Below are 15,915 nucleotides of genomic sequence, written 5' to 3' on the forward strand. Positions count from 1 at the left end.
GCGCGTCAAAAGGGCGTATTTCAAAGCCCATTGCGCGCATTTCGTTTATCCAAACAATCCGTCTTATTTCCACCGTAAAAAACGGTTCTTCGGATAGTTCGCATAATGTATATTATGTTAAATTTATATTAGACTGAATAGATATTTTTGCAAATCTATTCAAACCCATTCAGAACTCAGCCACTTATATTAGGGAAATTTCTCGTATCTATCTTAGCATTCATTGTTTCTCTTCAATCAAACAAGCCTTTTCTATCAACTCTCTAATCCATTTATAAGCAGGATCTTTATGTATCCGTTCGTGCCAAATCAATGTTTTGGTGAAACCTTGAATTTTAAGAGGAGGTTCAAAGCGTTTGAGATTGGGCAAATTGGCAATCGAACGCTCAGGCATGACTGCCAGTAAATCGCTTTGCTCCAATAATTCAGGCAAAATAATAAAGTTTTGTACCGACAGGCTGACATTTCTTTGTAGTCCCATCGCTTGCAGGGCTTTGTCGGTAACACCGCTGAAGCTGCCGCCATGATAGGAAATCAAGGCTTGTTCTAACTGGCAAAATTGCTCAAGGGTCAGTTGGGATTGTTGGGCTATTGGGTGATCGTGACGAACGGCACAGATATAACGCTCGTCATACAAATTTTTTGCGTGAATATCTGGTGCTTGGAAGTTTGGTGTAACCAGCGCAAAATCGATTTGCCGCCGTTCAAGCTGATTTTGCACGGCGCTTTCGTTAATCGCCAGTACCGCTACTTTAATTTTTGGGGCTTGGATTTTTAGCAAATGCAGAAACGGCACAATTACGGCACGCATTGCATAATCCGTGCAAGCGATGCGTACGGTTAATTCCGCCGTGGTCGGATCAAACTGCGGCGGCTGTAATAATTGCTCTACTTCATTCAGCACCTTTTTCACTTGCGGGGCAAGTTCTAATGCCCGATTGGTCGGCACTACGCCACGTTGCACTCGCACAAACAGCGGATCATCAAAACTGTCGCGCAATCTTGTCAACACGCCACTCATTGCCGGCTGCGTAATCGCTAAACGCTCGGCGGCTTTGCTTACGTTACGCTCGTCCATCAATACCGAAAAGGCTTTCAGCAAATTCAAATCAAGAGTTTGTAAGGATTTCATTTTTAGCTCACTTTATTCTTCTAATATCATTTTATCTGATATTAACTATTTATAATAGTGATTTAACTTATATCTTATTCCTACCTATAATGCCTTCCATAGCAAAACGCGACTAACCATTAACTAAGAGGACTTTACTATGAAAACTTATTCACAACCAGCAATCATTTGGCCAGAAAAATATACGCCGGGTGAAACCGACAACTACGTTTCCAATGAAGTGATTGTAAAAGGCTTAAGCGTGGCGGATGTGCTGCCTTATTTAGCAGATACCAAAGCATGGGGCACTTATTATCACAATGCGGAAAATATCGTGGTGGGCGATGGTTCAACCACTCAACTTTCAGCAGGTGCTAACTTTGTTTTTGATACGTTTGGCTTTCACGTTACCTGCAAAGTAGAAGAATTTGATATCAGCGAAGATGGCAATCTCGTTCGCCTTGCATGGTCTGGAACCTTTGGTGAAGGCGAAGATTTCAGCGATGTGTATCACGCTTGGATTTTAGAAAACTTGCCGAACAACCGCGTGCGTGTATTAACCGAAGAAAGCCAAATCGGCAAACTTGCCAAAGGCTTGGCAGAAACTGTGCCAAACCCAATGGTCAACGGCCATCAAGCATGGTTGGACGGTTTGACAAAAGCGGCGAAAAATAAAGCGGCTTATTAAAAGTGCGGTGGGATTTTACGTCAAAAGTAAAATCCCGCTTTTCTAAGGAGACTAGAATGAAACTGAAACAACTTTTCGCAATGGCTTGTCTTGGACTGACTTTACAGGTTCAGGCTGCACCGTTGATTCGCTTAGGCGAACTGAATGTGAAGCCCGAACAGCTTGCCACAACTCAACAGGCAATTAAAGAAAATATCCGTACATCAGTCCAAACCGAGCCCGAACTTTCGGCCATGTATGCCATGCCGCAGACTGACGATACCCATAAGATTTACGTGTTAGAGGTGTGTCAAAACGCGGAGGCCAAGCAGGCGCACAACCAAAGCGAGCATTTCAAACGCTTTGCCCAAGCTACCGAACAGGCTTTTGCGAGTAAAAGCCTTACGCCCTTGAAAGCACAATTTATCAGCGAAAATAAAACCGCCTTACAGCTGGGCGGTAACTATCTAGTCCGTTTTCAAGCCCTGACCGCCAAACCGAACCACACAGAAGCGATTCACTATGCGTTGGCAAAATATCGCACCGCCAACGAATCACTTTTAGCCGTCTATGCCGATACGGTAGAAAACCAAGATGACCAATGGCGTATTGTAGAAATCTATGCCGACCCTGAGAGCTATGAACAACATCATCAAAGCGAAGCCTATAAAAACTATCGCAATGAATTAAAACCGTTGTTGGTTAGCCAAGACATCAACAGCGTATTAGATGGGAAATTTTTGATGAATAAGGGCGGAATGCAGTTTCTTCAATAACCTCCACACGGTTATCTCGCGTCGGAAAATATATGGAATAGGCAGGCAAATACGGGAAGCACCTTATCGATAATTTTCGCCTAATTTTTCCAAGATATACTCAATCCTGTTAAAACAAGCCACGGCTGTTTTATATTTTCATTGCACAAAGAACACAACCATGAAAAACATTAAATTTACCTTATTTGCCTTTTTCGCCGGCATATCCGCTCTATGGCTGTTTGCCACACCGTTTCCAGACAAGTGGGGCGTATTTCCCATACGCAACCTATTATTACAGTTCACCGGCAGCATCAGCATACTGGCCATGAGTGCTTGTATGATTCTTGCAGTACGTCCCAAAATGTTGGAAGGACTATTTGGCGGATTGGATAAAATGTACCGCCTGCATAAATGGTTGAGCATCGTTGCCCTTTCAGGCAGTATCCTGCATTGGACTAGCAAGCAACTCCCCAAATGGCTCATCGAACTTGGACTGATTGACGGAAAACGCCCGCCGCGTCCACCGATGCAGGAAGTCTTGACTTTAAAAGATTGGTTGGTTACCCAGCGCCATTTTGCTGAAGAAGTGGGTGAGATTGCTTTTTACGTTACAATCGTCTTATTGGTTATCGCACTGATCAAACTTATTCCCTACCGTTGGTTTGCCAAACTTCACATCTTAATTGTCCCTGTCTATCTTGCACTCGTATGGCACACCATCGTATTGGCAAACTTTGCCTACTGGCTCAGCCACTTGGCTGGTTGCTGGCTGCCGCCCTATTCTTCGGCAGTATTTGTTCGCTCCTCGCCCTCTTTAAACGCATTGGTAAACCGCAAACCGCGACAGTAGCCGCCATAAACCAAAACGCTTCCCTGCTCTCGCTTACCCTGAATGCGCCAAAATGGCAGGGACACCAAGCCGGCCAATTCCTCTTTTTGCGCGCACACGGAGAAAGCCATCCGTTTACCATCGCCTCTGACTGGAATCCTGAAAACCAACAAATCAATCTTATCATCAAAGACTTGGGAGACTACACCCATCGCCTGCCCCAACGCTTGAACATCGGTGATACCGTTCAAATTGACGGTGCATACGGCCGCTTCAATTTTTCAGATAAAAATGCACAGATTTGGGTGAGCAACGATATTGGTTTTACGCCTTTCCTTGCAAGACTCAAAGAATTAGCCAAACAACCTTCCAATCAACCGATTGACTGGTTTCATGCCGATAGAAATTTATCTGCGGAACTAATCGGTCAATGGAAAGCGTTGGCTGAACAAGCAAATGTTGCGTTCCACTATATTCCTTCCGAAACCCAAAGATTGTCCGTCAATCATATTGCACAAAGCGTTCGGAATAGTGAAGCCCGCAGCCTATGGCTTTGCGGCAGTCGCAGCTTTACAAGCGGTATTGCAGGAAACCTTAAGACACGCTCATTGCATCAAGAGCTGTTTGAATTCCACTAAATGAACCCGACACGCAAACTTTGACGCTCGAATGCCGTCTGAACCCCGGTATTCAGACGGTTTCGCATTATGGGCCGGTTTTCCTTAATCACTTTGTTTCCGGTTTCAAAAGCAGCCTTAAGCGGGGTTTAAGCAACTTGGCATTCAGACGGCATTCACAGCTTCCAGTTTATCGGATCGATACCGTGCCGGCTCAAATAGCTGTTTGCCCGTGAAAAATGGCGGCAGCCGAAAAAACCGCGATATGCCGACAGAGGAGACGGATGCGGTGCGGTCAATATCAAATGATTTTGACTGTCTATCAGCCTCCCTTTTTGTTGTGCATACCCGCCCCACAACATGAAGACAAGGTGCTTGCGGTGTGTCGCAAGCTGCCTGATGACGGTATCGGTAAAGCGTTCCCAACCTAAAAGGGCGTGCGAATGCGCCTGTCCTGCGCGTACGGTCAAAACCGTGTTCAGAAGCAATACGCCCTGCTCCGCCCACGCTGTCAGGCAGCCGTGCGCGGGAATGGAAAAGCCTTCGATGTCGGTTTCCAATTCTTTGTAGATATTGAGTAAAGACGGCGGTATGCGGACACCCTGCCGGACGGAAAATGCCAAACCGTGCGCCTGCCCTGCCCCGTGATACGGGTCTTGTCCGAGAATAACGACTTTGACCCGGTCGAACGCTGTCAGGCGGAATGCGTTGAACACATCAGCCGCCGGCGGATAGATGATTTGTCCCGACAAACGTTCCTGCCTGACCGTATTTAAAATTTCCTGAAAATACGGCTGCTGTTTTTCACCGCCGAGTGCATCGTGCCAAGTATCCATATCTGCCCTATCCTTTCAAATTCGGCTATACTGCTGATATCGCGTGATTTTGTCAAACGACACGCTTTGTGGGGAAATGTATGACTGTATGGTTTGTTGCTGCTGTTGCCGTCTTAATCATCGAATTATTGACGGGGACGGTTTATCTTTTGGTTATTAGCGCGGCTTTGGCGGGTTCGGGCATTGCCTACGGGCTGTCCGGCAGCACGCCAGCCGCCGTCTTGACCGCCGCGCTGCTTTCCGCGCTGGGCATTTGGTTCGTACACGCCAAAACCGCCGTGGGAAAAGTTGAAACGGATTCATATCAGGATTTGGATGCCGGGCAATATGCCGAAATCCTCCGGCACGCAGGCGGCAACCGTTACGAAGTTTTTTATCGCGGTACGCACTGGCAGGCGCAAAATACGGGGCAGGATGTGTTTGAACCGGGAACGCACGCCCTCATCGTCCGCAAGGAAGGTAACCTTCTCATCATCTCAAACCCTTAACACTCGGAGGAATTATGGAATTTTTCATTATATTACTGGTAGCCGTCGTTGTTTTCGGATTTAAATCCTTTGTCGTTATTCCCCAACAGGAAGTCCACGTTGTCGAAAGGCTGGGGCGTTTCCATCGCGCCCTGACGGCCGGTTTGAATATTTTGATTCCCTTTATCGACCGCGTCGCCTACCGCCATTCGCTGAAAGAAATCCCTTTAGACGTACCCAGCCAAGTCTGCATCACGCGCGACAACACCCAGCTGACGGTTGACGGCATCATCTATTTTCAAGTAACCGATCCCAAACTTGCCTCATACGGTTCGAGCAACTACATTATGGCGATTACCCAGCTTGCCCAAACGACGCTGCGTTCCGTTATCGGGCGTATGGAGTTGGACAAAACGTTTGAAGAACGCGACGAAATCAACAGTACCGTCGTCTCCGCCCTCGATGAAGCCGCCGGAGCTTGGGGTGTGAAGGTTTTGCGTTATGAGATTAAAGACTTGGTTCCGCCGCAAGAAATCCTTCGCTCAATGCAGGCGCAAATTACCGCCGAACGCGAAAAACGCGCCCGTATCGCTGAATCCGAAGGCCGTAAAATCGAACAAATCAACCTTGCCAGCGGTCAGCGCGAAGCCGAAATCCAACAATCCGAAGGTGAGGCTCAGGCTGCGGTCAATGCGTCAAATGCCGAGAAAATCGCCCGCATCAACCGTGCCAAAGGCGAAGCGGAATCCCTGCGCCTTGTTGCCGAAGCCAATGCCGAAGCCATCCGTCAAATTGCCGCCGCCCTTCAAACCCAAGGCGGTGCGGATGCGGTCAATCTGAAGATTGCGGAACAATACGTCGCCGCGTTCAACAATCTTGCCAAAGAAAGCAATACGCTGATTATGCCTGCCAATGTTGCCGACATTGGCAGCCTGATTTCGGCTGGGATGAAAATTATCGACAGCAGCAAAACCGTCAAATAAGCCGTGATGAAAATGCCGTCTGAAGCTCTGTTTTCGGGGTTCAGACGGCATTTTTATAGTGGATTAAATTTAAACCCGAACAGGGTTGTATCCCGCTTCAAATATGTTTCGGAACCGCCTACCTGCCCCGGTAAAAACTGCTGGCAAAATATTTCTGGACACCCTCACGCAGCAATACCAATGTTACGGCAGCCAAAGGTAATCCTGCCAACATTCCGACAAAGCCCATCAGCTGTCCGAACGCCATCAGCGAAAAGATAACCCAAAACGGCGACAGGCCGATACGGTCTCCCACAATTTTCGGTGTAATAAAAAAACTTTCGAGAAACTGTCCGACGGCAAAAACCGCCCAAACAGCCAAGATTCCGTTCCACGAACCGAACTGGAGCAAGGCGGCGGCGGTTGCCAGCAGCAGTCCCGTGAACGCGCCCAAATAGGGAACAAATACCAAAATACCGGCAACCATACCGATAGCAAATCCCGAATCCAGTCCGACCAGCACCAACCCCAAGCCGTAAACCAAACCCATAATCAGCATCACCAGAAGCTGCCCGCGCAAAAATTCGCCCAATACCTCGTTCAAATTGCCTGTAATGCGCGTATAAGCACCGGCAAAACGCCTCGGAACCAGTTTGGCGATGCCGCACGACCACCGCTGCCAATCCAGCAGGAAATAGTAAAGCAGCAGGGGAAACAGCAGCAGGTTGCCGATACTGCTGACAATATTGCCGCCTTGCCTCATCAAAACGGGAAACCACGCCTTAAGCGCGTTGCTCAACTCGCCCGTATGCGCCTGAAGCCATGCGATAACGGATGCCTGATCGATTTCCACATATCCGCCTATGGTATTTTTCAACCACGGCAGCAACGTGTTTTGCACAAAACCTACAAGCTGGGGCAGGCGCGATGCCAAATTGTTGAACTGTCCGACCAGCATAGGGACAATAATCAAAAGCAGCGACAGCAATACAATCAAGGCAGACACCATCACGGACATTGACGCAAAGGCACGGTTCAAACCCTTTTTCTGCAACCATTCGACCAAAGGATCCAACACATATGCCAACACCGCCGCAACCGCAAACGGAGTCAAAGTATCGCCCAGCGCGTAAACCAGCCAGACCAAGGCAGCAAATGCAGCACCGGCACCCATCCACGGCTTGATGCCCCGTCCTTTCCTCCGATACATAAAATCCACCCTTCCGAAAATAATATTGTGCGCCAGTATAGCAGAACCGCCGCGCCGTCAAAAAAGCCTCCGCCTTCCCGATAGCCTGTTATCGCGGTTTAGGCTAAAATAACGCACATCCGATGCCGTCTGACTCAGACGGCATACCGTACACGATAAGGCAGCACATCATGACCGAACAAAAAAACAAAACATCCCTCATCGAATTTCCCTGCACTTTCCCATTAAAAGTAATGGGCGCGGTGCATCCCGAGTTCGAGCAGGCGGTATTGGACACCGTCCGCCTTCACGCCCCTGACACGCAGGCGCACCACATCACCACGCGTCCGAGCAGCAAAGGCAACTATACCGGCGCCACCGTTCAGGTGAAGGTTGAAAACCAAGAACAATTGGACAACATCTACCGCGCGCTGACTTCGCACGAACTGGTCAAAGTGGTACTTTGAGATGAAAATCATACACAAAGGTTTGGTCGAATATCTGCCGACTTTTGAAGCGATGAAAACCTTTAATGCCGGACGGAATGCAGACACCGAAGACGAACTGTGGGTCGTCGAACACCCGCCCGTCTTTACGCAAGGACTGGCGGGAAAACCCGAACACCTGCTGATTCGCGACGACATCCCCGTCGTCCAAATCGACCGTGGCGGGCAGATTACCTATCACGGGCCCGGGCAATTGGTCGTTTATACGATGATTGATTTCAAACGGCGCAAAACCAGTGTCAGAAACATCGTTTCCGCGCTTGAAAACAGCATCATCGCCACATTGGCGGAATACGGCATCGAAGCGGCGGCAGACCCCGAACGCCCCGGCGTTTACGTCGGCGAACGCAAAATCGCCTCACTGGGGCTGCGTATCAAAAACGGCTCCGTCTATCACGGGCTCGCACTCAACGTCAATATGGATTTAAGCCCGTTTACCCACATCAACCCCTGCGGCTACGCCGGTATGGAAATGACGCAAATTGCGGATTTTGTCCAACCCTGCCCCACGCCGGACGAAGTTGCCGCCAAACTCACCGCACACCTTGAAACACAACTCACACCGAAAGCAGACAACAATGAGTGAAATCAAAACCGACGACCCCAAACGCGGCATCAAACTCAGAGGCGCGGACAAAACCGCCCGCATCCCCATCAAAGTTGTCCCCCTTCAGGAAAAACTGAAAAAGCCCGAATGGATACGCGCCAAACTCCCATCGCGCAAATTCTTTGAAATCAAAGACATTTTGCGCGAACAAAAAATGCACACCGTTTGCGAGGAAGCCTCCTGCCCCAACATCGGCGAATGCTTCAGCAAAGGCACGGCGACCTTCATGATTATGGGCGACATCTGCACCCGCCGCTGCCCGTTCTGCGACGTGGGACACGGCCGTCCGAATATGCTCGACCCCGACGAACCGAAAAACCTCGCAGAATCCGTCAAAGCCATGAACCTGCGTTACGTCGTCATCACCTCGGTTGACCGCGATGACCTGCGCGACGGCGGCGCCCAACACTTCGCCGACTGCATCAAAGCCATCCGCGAAACCAGCCCGAACACCAAAATCGAAATTCTCGTCCCCGACTTCCGCGGCCGCTTGGACATCGCACTCAAAATCCTTGCCGAAACCCCGCCCGACGTGATGAACCACAACTTGGAAACCCATCCGAGCCTGTACAAAAAAGCTCGTCCCGGTGCCAATTATCAACATTCTTTAGACTTATTAAAACGTTATAAAGAAATGATGCCGCATATTCCCACAAAATCCGGCATTATGGTCGGCTTAGGAGAAACCGACGAAGACGTGCGTGAAATTATGCGCGATATGCGGGCGCACAATATCGAGATGATTACCATCGGACAGTACCTCCAGCCTTCAGACGGCCACTTGCCTGTCTTGCGCTACGTTACGCCCGAACAATTCAAAATATTTGAAAAAGAAGCATACGAACTGGGCTTTACCAATGCCGCCATCGGTGCGATGGTACGTTCAAGTTACCATGCCGACGAACAGGCGGCGGAAGCCTTGCGCGAAAGCCACGGCGGTTGCGGGCATCATTAAACTCGGAACACCGCGCCAAAGTGAAGAACGATTCCCTGCGCAAGCTGCACCCGTGTTAGCCGACTATGCCGTCTGAAAGCCCTTCAGACGGCATAATTTATTCCCAAAATCCGATAATCTCAAAAGAATCTGTTAGTTAATGAGAACGATTCATTATAAATTTTGATAAAAAACCGCACAGTATTTGCTTTTCGCTATGGTTAACAAGTGTAAATGTTCTTTATGGATGATATGGATTCTTAGTTTTAACAGCACAAAAAACCGATAAAAAACAGCATACTGATTTGGAAGGCATCGGGGAATACGCCCTATTTCTTTTGATAATTGTTTGTATTTTAAATAGAAAATTTGTCATGCCGACAGCTTTTACATACAATGCACGCATCCCGAACAGTGCTACATCCACTGTTTAACCACACGAAACCCAAATTAAGAAAAGAGAAATATTATGCAAGGCAATCAAGCAGTTTTAGATTACATGAACGAATTGCTGTCTGGCGAGCTGGCGGCGCGCGACCAATACTTCATCCACTCCCGCCTCTACTCCGAATGGGGATACAGCAAATTGTTCGAACGTCTCAATCACGAGATGGAAGAAGAAACCACACACGCCGAAGACTTTATCCGACGCATCCTGATGCTGGGCGGTACGCCGAAAATGGCGCGCGCCGAACTGAATATCGGTACGGACGTGGTTTCCTGCCTCAAAGCCGACCTGCAAATCGAATATGAAGTGCGCGACGCTTTGAAAAAAGGCATCAAACTGTGTGAAGAAGCGCAAGACTATGTTTCCCGCGATTTGATGGTTGCCCAATTGAAAGACACCGAAGAAGACCACGCACACTGGTTGGAACAGCAGCTGCGCCTGATTGAACTGATCGGCGAAGGCAACTACTACCAAAGCCAACTGTAACCGCGCTGACCGACAAAAGGAGTCCGTATGAAAGGCGACCGTCTGGTTATCCGCGAGCTGAACAAAAACTTAGGCTTGCTGCTGGTAACCATCAACCAATATTTCCTTCACGCCCGTATTTTGAAAAACTGGGGCTTTGAAGAACTGGGCGAACATTTCTTCAAACAGTCCATCGTTGAAATGAAAGCTGCCGACGATTTGATCGAGCGCATTCTGTTCCTCGAAGGCCTGCCGAACCTGCAAGAACTGGGCAAGCTTCTGATTGGCGAGTCCACCGAAGAAATCATCGCCTGCGATTTGACCAAAGAACAGGAAAAACACGAAGCCCTGCTTGCTGCCATTGCTACAGCAGAAGCGCAACAGGATTACGTCAGCCGTGATTTGTTGGAAAAACAAAAAGACACCAACGAAGAACACATCGACTGGCTCGAAACCCAGCAGGAACTGATCGGCAAAATTGGTTTGCCGAACTACCTGCAAACAGCGGCGCAAGAGGACTAAAACACAAACCACTGCCAAATACAGCAGTCCCCTGCACCATCAGACGGCATATCCGGGCAATCGGATAGGCCGTTTTTCTTTGCGGTTTGCGAATAAAATCTAAATTGATTTGAATCAATACTTGATAACGGTTTTAGTTTGATAATACCGACATGAAATCTAGATTGCTTGTTTGCTGTTTCCCAATCCGTCTTGATTTTACCTCTTTCCTCTTGATGTGTGTGTGTTTGGGTGTGGCTGCCGCCACCCCTTTTTTTAGCTTTTATGTGAAGTAAAATCCGTAACAGCAAATGCTTAACTTTAACATTTATCCGGAAGCAAATGATGGGCAACAAATTGACTCCGCCTGCCGAACTGCCTGACGAACAGGATTTGCGGGCAGTATTGGCATACAATATGCGGCTTTTCCGCGTGAACAAGGGCTGGTCGCAAGAAGAATTGGCGCGGCAATGCGGTTTGGACAGGACTTATGTGTCGGCAGTCGAGCGCAAACGCTGGAACATCGCCCTGTCGAATATCGAAAAAATGGCGGCGGCTTTGGGCGTGGCGGCGTATCAGTTGCTGCTGCCGCCGCAGGAACGGTTGAACCTGATGACCAATTCCGCCGATACCCGACAAATGCCGTCTGAAAGCGGTATTTGACCGCTGAACCATCCGCCTCCCTTTTTCCCGCCAATCGAAAGAATAAAAATGCCTGCAAACCTGTCTTCAGCACTGGAAACCTTCAAACAGCAGCGCGATGCCGCCGAAGCGCATTATTTGAAAGCCAACCGCGTGTCGGTATTTTTCAGGGAATATACGGCGGCAGTCGAAACCTTACTGGCAGCATTGTGGGTAGAACATTTTCAAAACAGCGCGTTATGCCTGATGGCGGTGGGCGGCTTCGGGCGCGGCGAACTGTATCCCTGTTCGGATGTGGATTTGGCGGTTGTCTCCCCTGCCCCGCTTTCAGACGGCATTCAGGAACAGATTGCCCGGTTTGTCCAAACCCTGTGGGACTGCAAACTGATGCCGTCTGTAAAAAGCGGCGGCATTGACGAACTGTGCGAAAGCGTGCGCAATGATATTACGGGGGACACAGCGTTTTTAGAGGCTAGGTTTTTGTTCGGTAACCGCCAAACAGCAGACGAATTGGCCGAAAAAATGAACGCGCAACGCAATGTAGCGGCATTTATCGAAGCAAAATTGGTGGAGATAGAACACCGCCATGCCAAATCGCAAGGTTCGGGAGCGGTGTTGGAACCAAACATCAAAAGCTGTCCCGGCGGTCTGCGCGACATCCACACCCTGCTTTGGATAGCGAAAGCGCAAGGTTTGGCGGCCAACCTGCCTGCGCTGGTCAAACAAGGCATTCTGACGCGCACCGAAGCCGGCATGCTTTCACACGGCTACCGCCGCCTCGCCCACATCCGCATCCATCTGCATTTAAACGCCAAGCGCGCCGAAGACCGCCTGCTGTTCGATTTGCAGCCGCAAGTTGCCGAAAGTATGGGTTATCAAGGCTTGAACCTCCGCCGTCAAAGCGAAGAACTGATGCGCGTATTTTACCGCGCGATTAAAACCGTCAAACAACTGAGCGGCATCCTCACGCCTATGCTGCGAAGCCGCGTTTCCTCCGCGCCGATGCGCGTTACCCTGCGGATTGACGACGACTACATCCAAGTCAACAACCAAATCGCCGCGCGGCACACCGATATTTTTTTCAGACGACCCGAACACATTTTCAAAATCGTCGAAATCATGCAGCAGCGCAACGACATTACCGCGCTCGAACCGCAAACCCTGCGCGCATGGTGGGGCGCGACGCGCAAAATCAACCGCAGCTTCTACCAAAATCCCGAAAACCGCCGCCGTTTCGCTGGCTTTTTCCGCAACGGCAACGGACTGACCCAAACCCTGCGCTTCCTCAACCTCTACGGCGTACTGGGACGCTACCTGCCCGCGTGGGAAAAAATCGTCGGCCTACTTCAACACGACTTGTTCCACATCTATCCTGTGGACGATCACATCCTCGCCGTCGTCCGCAACGTCCGCCGCCTCGCCTTAGATATGCACAGCCATGAGCTGCCCTACGCCTCCGCGCTGATGCAGTCATTTGAAAAACAAGACATCCTTTATCTCGCCGCCTTCTTCCATGACATTGCCAAAGGACGCGGCGGCGACCATGCCATACAAGGCATCGCAGACGCACGCCAATTTGCCGCCGACCACTTCCTGACCAAAGAAGAAAGCGACCTGCTCGCCTGGCTGGTCGAAAATCATCTACTCATGTCCACCGTCGCCCAAAAAGAAGACATCCAAGACCCCGACGTACTCGATGCCTTCTGCAAACGCGTGCAAACCCACGAACGCCTCAGCGCACTCTACCTCTTGACCATTTCCGATATCCGCGGCACTAATCCCAAACTGTGGAACGCATGGCGTGCCAGCCTGTTGGAAAGCCTGTTCCATGCCGCCGGACGTTACCTCGCAGGCAACGGCGGCAACCCACACGCCCTCTTCGGCCGCCGCCAACAAGAAGCCGCCGACTTGCTCACCCGCGCTGCCGTCCCCGAAAAACAGCAGAAAAAACTATGGAACGCGCTCGGTTCCGCCTATTTCTCCCGCCACCAGTCCCGTGAAATCCTGTGGCACGCCGCCAACCTCGTACACGACTTTGAAACTCCCATCGTCCGCAGCCGCATCCTGCCCAAAAGCGACAGCTTTCAAGTCATGGTCTTCATGCCCAACGGCCCGCGCCTGTTCGCCCGCCTCTGCCGCATCTTCAGTCGCCACGGTTTCGACATCCTTGCCGCCCGTGCCTTCATCACCGAACACGACTACATCCTCGACACCTTCATCGTGCAAATCCCCTCACAACACGCCCCCGAAGACTACCCCGACATCCAAAGCGCGCTTGAAGCCGAACTCAACAGCTTTATCCACGGACACACCGTTGCCGAAACCTCAAACCACAGCCGCCGCATCAGCCGCCGCAGCCGCTATATGCCGATCGCGCCAAGCATCACCATTACCCCCGAAGAAGACTACCCCGACTGGTACTCCGTCGAAATCACCGCCGTCAACCGCCCCTTCCTGCTCGCCGATATGGCGGAAGTCTTTTTCGCCCACAACGTCAGCCTGCGCTACGCCAAAATCTCCACACTGGATGAACGCGTCGAAGACAGCTTTACCGTCTTCAGCCCCGACCTGAAAAATCCGAAAATCCAATCTGCGTTGAAACAGGCTTTGTTGGAACAATTAACATGATTCCTCTTTTCAGACGGCATTAGCCCTTCTGTTTTCCAACTATCCTGCAACGGATAAATATTGTAAACAATATCGGCTGCCAAGACGCAAGTACCATGTTATAATGCCGTGCATCTTGCACAAACTGAAAGACCGAGCATCATGCGTATCGTAGAAAAAGCCTATACTTTCGACGACGTTTTGTTGGTTCCCGCACATTCGACCGTGCTGCCGCGAGACGTTAAACTTCAAACCAAGCTCACCCGCGAAATCACACTCAACCTCCCCCTGCTTTCCGCCGCGATGGATACCGTTACCGAGGCGCGCCTCGCCATTTCGATGGCACAGGAAGGCGGCATCGGCATCATCCATAAAAACATGACGCCCGAAATGCAGGCGCGTGCCGTTTCCAAAGTGAAACGCCATGAGAGCGGCGTGGTCAAAGACCCCGTAACCGTTGCGCCGACGACGCTCATCCGCGAAGTATTGGAAATGCGCGCCCAACGCAAACGCAAAATGTCCGGCCTGCCCGTCGTTGAAAACGGCAAAGTCGTCGGCATCGTAACCAACCGCGACCTGCGTTTTGAAAACCGCGTCGATTTGCCCGTTTCCGCCATTATGACCCCGCGCGAACGTCTGGTTACCGTCCCCGAAGGCACAAGCATAGACGAAGCGCGCGAACTGATGCACACGCACAAAGTCGAACGCGTTTTGGTTCTGAACGAAAAAGACGAACTCAAAGGTCTGATTACCGTTAAAGATATTTTAAAAACTACCGAATTTCCCAACGCCAACAAAGACTCCGAAGGCCGTTTGCGTGTAGGTGCGGCAGTCGGCACCGGCGGCGACACCGAAGAGCGCGTCAAAGCCTTGGTCGAAGCCGGCGTAGATGTGATTGTGGTCGATACTGCCCACGGTCATAGCCAAGGCGTGATCGATCGCGTGCGCTGGGTCAAAGAAACCTATCCGAATATCCAAGTCATCGGCGGCAACATCGCGACTGCCCAAGCTGCTTTGGATTTGGTGGCTGCAGGTGCGGATGCCGTTAAAGTCGGTATCGGCCCGGGCTCGATTTGTACTACCCGTATCGTGGCAGGCGTAGGCGTGCCGCAACTGACCGCCATTCACAACGTTGCCGAAGCCCTGAAAGGCACAGGCGTCCCTCTGATTGCCGACGGCGGTATCCGCTTCTCCGGCGATATTGCCAAAGCACTTGCTGCCGGCGCATACAGCGTCATGCTCGGCGGTATGTTTGCCGGTACGGAAGAAGCGCCGGGCGAAATCGAACTTTATCAAGGCCGCTCGTACAAATCCTATCGCGGCATGGGTTCCCTGGGCGCGATGAGCCAAGGTTCTGCCGACCGCTACTTCCAAGACAAAACCGACAGCACCGACAAATACGTCCCCGAAGGCATCGAAGGCCGTGTTCCTTACAAAGGCCCGATTGTGAACATCATCCACCAATTGACCGGCGGTCTGCGCTCCAGCATGGGTTACTTGGGTTGCGCCAATATTGCTGAAATGCACGAGAAAGCAGAATTTGTAGAAATCACTTCTGCCGGTATGAGCGAATCACACGTTCACGACGTTCAAATTACCAAAGAAGCACCAAATTACCACCGCTGATTTAAACAGCCTCTTCAAGGCAAAATGCCGTCTGAAACCTTTTCAGACGGCATTTTTTTATCTGAACGCCTCTAAATTATTAAAATATATAATGAGTAGTAAAAATAGGTTAAATATAGTCTGCAAATCTACCCCCCCCCCCC

Annotated in this window: 18 protein-coding genes; 14 read left to right on the plus strand and 4 right to left on the minus strand. The window is 50.4% G+C overall.

Going from position 1 to position 15,915, the window contains the following annotated elements; genetic code table 11:
• Positions 1 to 220: 220 nt before the first annotated feature.
• Complete coding sequence (locus Q9J32_RS09585; protein ID WP_301885714.1) at positions 221 to 1,132, minus strand: LysR substrate-binding domain-containing protein; 912 nt, start codon at positions 1,130 to 1,132, stop codon at positions 221 to 223.
• Positions 1,133 to 1,271: 139 nt separating this feature from the next.
• Here Q9J32_RS09585 and Q9J32_RS09590 point away from each other — a divergent pair, with 139 nt between their 5' ends.
• From Q9J32_RS09590 to Q9J32_RS09605, 4 genes are all read left to right on the plus strand, one after another.
• Positions 1,272 to 1,799, plus strand: coding sequence for an SRPBCC family protein (locus Q9J32_RS09590; RefSeq protein WP_301885713.1), 528 nt, complete (start codon positions 1,272 to 1,274; stop codon positions 1,797 to 1,799).
• 56 nt (positions 1,800 to 1,855) lie between these two features.
• The gene (locus tag Q9J32_RS09595) at positions 1,856 to 2,554 is read left to right on the plus strand and encodes a putative quinol monooxygenase (protein ID WP_301885711.1); all 699 of its coding nucleotides are present in this window, start codon (positions 1,856 to 1,858) and stop codon (positions 2,552 to 2,554) included.
• 160 nt (positions 2,555 to 2,714) lie between these two features.
• Entirely contained in the window at positions 2,715 to 3,386 is a 672-nt protein-coding gene (locus Q9J32_RS09600) for a ferric reductase-like transmembrane domain-containing protein (protein ID WP_301885710.1), read from the plus strand.
• Positions 3,299 to 4,003 (plus strand): FAD-binding oxidoreductase, encoded by a 705-nt coding sequence (locus Q9J32_RS09605; protein ID WP_301885715.1) that lies wholly within the window; start codon positions 3,299 to 3,301, stop codon positions 4,001 to 4,003. The genes Q9J32_RS09600 and Q9J32_RS09605 overlap by 88 nt, the downstream gene beginning before the upstream one ends.
• A gap of 155 nt (positions 4,004 to 4,158) precedes the next feature.
• On the opposite strand, the gene ung is transcribed toward Q9J32_RS09605, so the two are convergent.
• Complete coding sequence (ung, locus tag Q9J32_RS09610) at positions 4,159 to 4,818, minus strand: uracil-DNA glycosylase (RefSeq protein WP_301817399.1); 660 nt, start codon at positions 4,816 to 4,818, stop codon at positions 4,159 to 4,161.
• An 80-nt stretch (positions 4,819 to 4,898) separates the two neighbouring features.
• Between ung and Q9J32_RS09615 the strand changes: the two genes are divergently transcribed.
• Together Q9J32_RS09615 and Q9J32_RS09620 are read left to right on the plus strand one after the other, a co-directional pair.
• Positions 4,899 to 5,306: an NfeD family protein gene (locus Q9J32_RS09615; RefSeq protein ID WP_301817398.1), complete on the plus strand. Its 408-nt coding sequence runs from the start codon at positions 4,899 to 4,901 to the stop codon at positions 5,304 to 5,306.
• 14 nt (positions 5,307 to 5,320) lie between these two features.
• Positions 5,321 to 6,268, plus strand: a complete 948-nt coding sequence (locus Q9J32_RS09620) for an SPFH domain-containing protein (RefSeq protein WP_301885709.1) — start codon at positions 5,321 to 5,323, stop codon at positions 6,266 to 6,268.
• A 118-nt stretch (positions 6,269 to 6,386) separates the two neighbouring features.
• Here Q9J32_RS09620 and Q9J32_RS09625 read toward each other — a convergent pair whose 3' ends face one another.
• On the minus strand, positions 6,387 to 7,457 hold the full coding sequence (locus Q9J32_RS09625; RefSeq protein ID WP_301885708.1) for an AI-2E family transporter: 1,071 nt from the start codon (positions 7,455 to 7,457) through the stop codon (positions 6,387 to 6,389).
• Between the two features lie 170 nt (positions 7,458 to 7,627).
• Between Q9J32_RS09625 and Q9J32_RS09630 the strand changes: the two genes are divergently transcribed.
• From Q9J32_RS09630 to bfr (Q9J32_RS09650), 5 genes are all read left to right on the plus strand, one after another.
• Complete coding sequence (locus Q9J32_RS09630; RefSeq protein ID WP_002217171.1) at positions 7,628 to 7,903, plus strand: HP0495 family protein; 276 nt, start codon at positions 7,628 to 7,630, stop codon at positions 7,901 to 7,903.
• Between the two features lies 1 nt (position 7,904).
• Entirely contained in the window at positions 7,905 to 8,528 is a 624-nt protein-coding gene (gene lipB, locus Q9J32_RS09635) for a lipoyl(octanoyl) transferase LipB (protein ID WP_118792573.1), read from the plus strand.
• The gene (gene lipA / locus Q9J32_RS09640) at positions 8,521 to 9,504 is read left to right on the plus strand and encodes a lipoyl synthase (protein WP_025458459.1); all 984 of its coding nucleotides are present in this window, start codon (positions 8,521 to 8,523) and stop codon (positions 9,502 to 9,504) included. Before lipB ends, lipA begins: the two co-directional genes overlap by 8 nt.
• Before the next feature lie 448 nt (positions 9,505 to 9,952).
• Positions 9,953 to 10,417 carry a bacterioferritin gene (gene bfr / locus Q9J32_RS09645; protein ID WP_301885707.1) on the plus strand — a complete coding sequence of 155 codons (465 nt, stop codon included), beginning with the start codon at positions 9,953 to 9,955 and terminating at the stop codon, positions 10,415 to 10,417.
• 27 nt (positions 10,418 to 10,444) lie between these two features.
• Positions 10,445 to 10,918 (plus strand): bacterioferritin, encoded by a 474-nt coding sequence (gene bfr / locus Q9J32_RS09650; RefSeq protein WP_002213535.1) that lies wholly within the window; start codon positions 10,445 to 10,447, stop codon positions 10,916 to 10,918.
• On the opposite strand, the gene Q9J32_RS09655 is transcribed toward bfr (Q9J32_RS09650), so the two are convergent.
• The gene (locus Q9J32_RS09655) at positions 10,915 to 11,253 is read right to left on the minus strand and encodes a hypothetical protein (protein WP_301885705.1); all 339 of its coding nucleotides are present in this window, start codon (positions 11,251 to 11,253) and stop codon (positions 10,915 to 10,917) included. The genes bfr (Q9J32_RS09650) and Q9J32_RS09655 overlap by 4 nt on opposite strands.
• Between Q9J32_RS09655 and Q9J32_RS09660 the strand changes: the two genes are divergently transcribed.
• The 3 genes from Q9J32_RS09660 (at position 11,240) to guaB (ending at position 15,772) form a co-directional block, all read left to right on the plus strand.
• Entirely contained in the window at positions 11,240 to 11,560 is a 321-nt protein-coding gene (locus Q9J32_RS09660; RefSeq protein WP_014574010.1) for a helix-turn-helix domain-containing protein, read from the plus strand. The genes Q9J32_RS09655 and Q9J32_RS09660 overlap by 14 nt on opposite strands.
• Positions 11,561 to 11,608: 48 nt before the next feature.
• Positions 11,609 to 14,167: a [protein-PII] uridylyltransferase gene (gene glnD, locus Q9J32_RS09665; protein ID WP_301885704.1), complete on the plus strand. Its 2,559-nt coding sequence runs from the start codon at positions 11,609 to 11,611 to the stop codon at positions 14,165 to 14,167.
• Between the two features lie 141 nt (positions 14,168 to 14,308).
• The gene (gene guaB / locus Q9J32_RS09670) at positions 14,309 to 15,772 is read left to right on the plus strand and encodes an IMP dehydrogenase (protein WP_301885703.1); all 1,464 of its coding nucleotides are present in this window, start codon (positions 14,309 to 14,311) and stop codon (positions 15,770 to 15,772) included.
• Positions 15,773 to 15,915 lie beyond the last annotated feature (143 nt).

The sequence above is a fragment of the Neisseria uirgultaei genome (genome assembly GCF_962719845.1).
Lineage (GTDB): Bacteria > Pseudomonadota > Gammaproteobacteria > Burkholderiales > Neisseriaceae > Neisseria > Neisseria bergeri.

What these genes read in the sequence shown, in the direction of transcription:
- Q9J32_RS09660 (WP_014574010.1), top strand. Translation starts at nt 11,240, where the DNA reads ATGATGGGCAACAAATTGACTCCGCCTGCCGAACTGCCTGACGAACAG.
- Q9J32_RS09590 (WP_301885713.1), top strand. Translation starts at nt 1,272, where the DNA reads ATGAAAACTTATTCACAACCAGCAATCATTTGGCCAGAAAAATATACG.
- lipA (WP_025458459.1), top strand. Translation starts at nt 8,521, where the DNA reads ATGAGTGAAATCAAAACCGACGACCCCAAACGCGGCATCAAACTCAGA.
- guaB (WP_301885703.1), top strand. Translation starts at nt 14,309, where the DNA reads ATGCGTATCGTAGAAAAAGCCTATACTTTCGACGACGTTTTGTTGGTT.
- Q9J32_RS09630 (WP_002217171.1), top strand. Translation starts at nt 7,628, where the DNA reads ATGACCGAACAAAAAAACAAAACATCCCTCATCGAATTTCCCTGCACT.
- Q9J32_RS09625 (WP_301885708.1), bottom strand. Translation starts at nt 7,457, where the DNA reads ATGTATCGGAGGAAAGGACGGGGCATCAAGCCGTGGATGGGTGCCGGT.
- ung (WP_301817399.1), bottom strand. Translation starts at nt 4,818, where the DNA reads ATGGATACTTGGCACGATGCACTCGGCGGTGAAAAACAGCAGCCGTAT.
- Q9J32_RS09620 (WP_301885709.1), top strand. Translation starts at nt 5,321, where the DNA reads ATGGAATTTTTCATTATATTACTGGTAGCCGTCGTTGTTTTCGGATTT.
- Q9J32_RS09600 (WP_301885710.1), top strand. Translation starts at nt 2,715, where the DNA reads ATGAAAAACATTAAATTTACCTTATTTGCCTTTTTCGCCGGCATATCC.
- bfr (WP_002213535.1), top strand. Translation starts at nt 10,445, where the DNA reads ATGAAAGGCGACCGTCTGGTTATCCGCGAGCTGAACAAAAACTTAGGC.
- Q9J32_RS09585 (WP_301885714.1), bottom strand. Translation starts at nt 1,132, where the DNA reads ATGAAATCCTTACAAACTCTTGATTTGAATTTGCTGAAAGCCTTTTCG.
- bfr (WP_301885707.1), top strand. Translation starts at nt 9,953, where the DNA reads ATGCAAGGCAATCAAGCAGTTTTAGATTACATGAACGAATTGCTGTCT.
- lipB (WP_118792573.1), top strand. Translation starts at nt 7,905, where the DNA reads ATGAAAATCATACACAAAGGTTTGGTCGAATATCTGCCGACTTTTGAA.
- Q9J32_RS09615 (WP_301817398.1), top strand. Translation starts at nt 4,899, where the DNA reads ATGACTGTATGGTTTGTTGCTGCTGTTGCCGTCTTAATCATCGAATTA.
- glnD (WP_301885704.1), top strand. Translation starts at nt 11,609, where the DNA reads ATGCCTGCAAACCTGTCTTCAGCACTGGAAACCTTCAAACAGCAGCGC.
- Q9J32_RS09595 (WP_301885711.1), top strand. Translation starts at nt 1,856, where the DNA reads ATGAAACTGAAACAACTTTTCGCAATGGCTTGTCTTGGACTGACTTTA.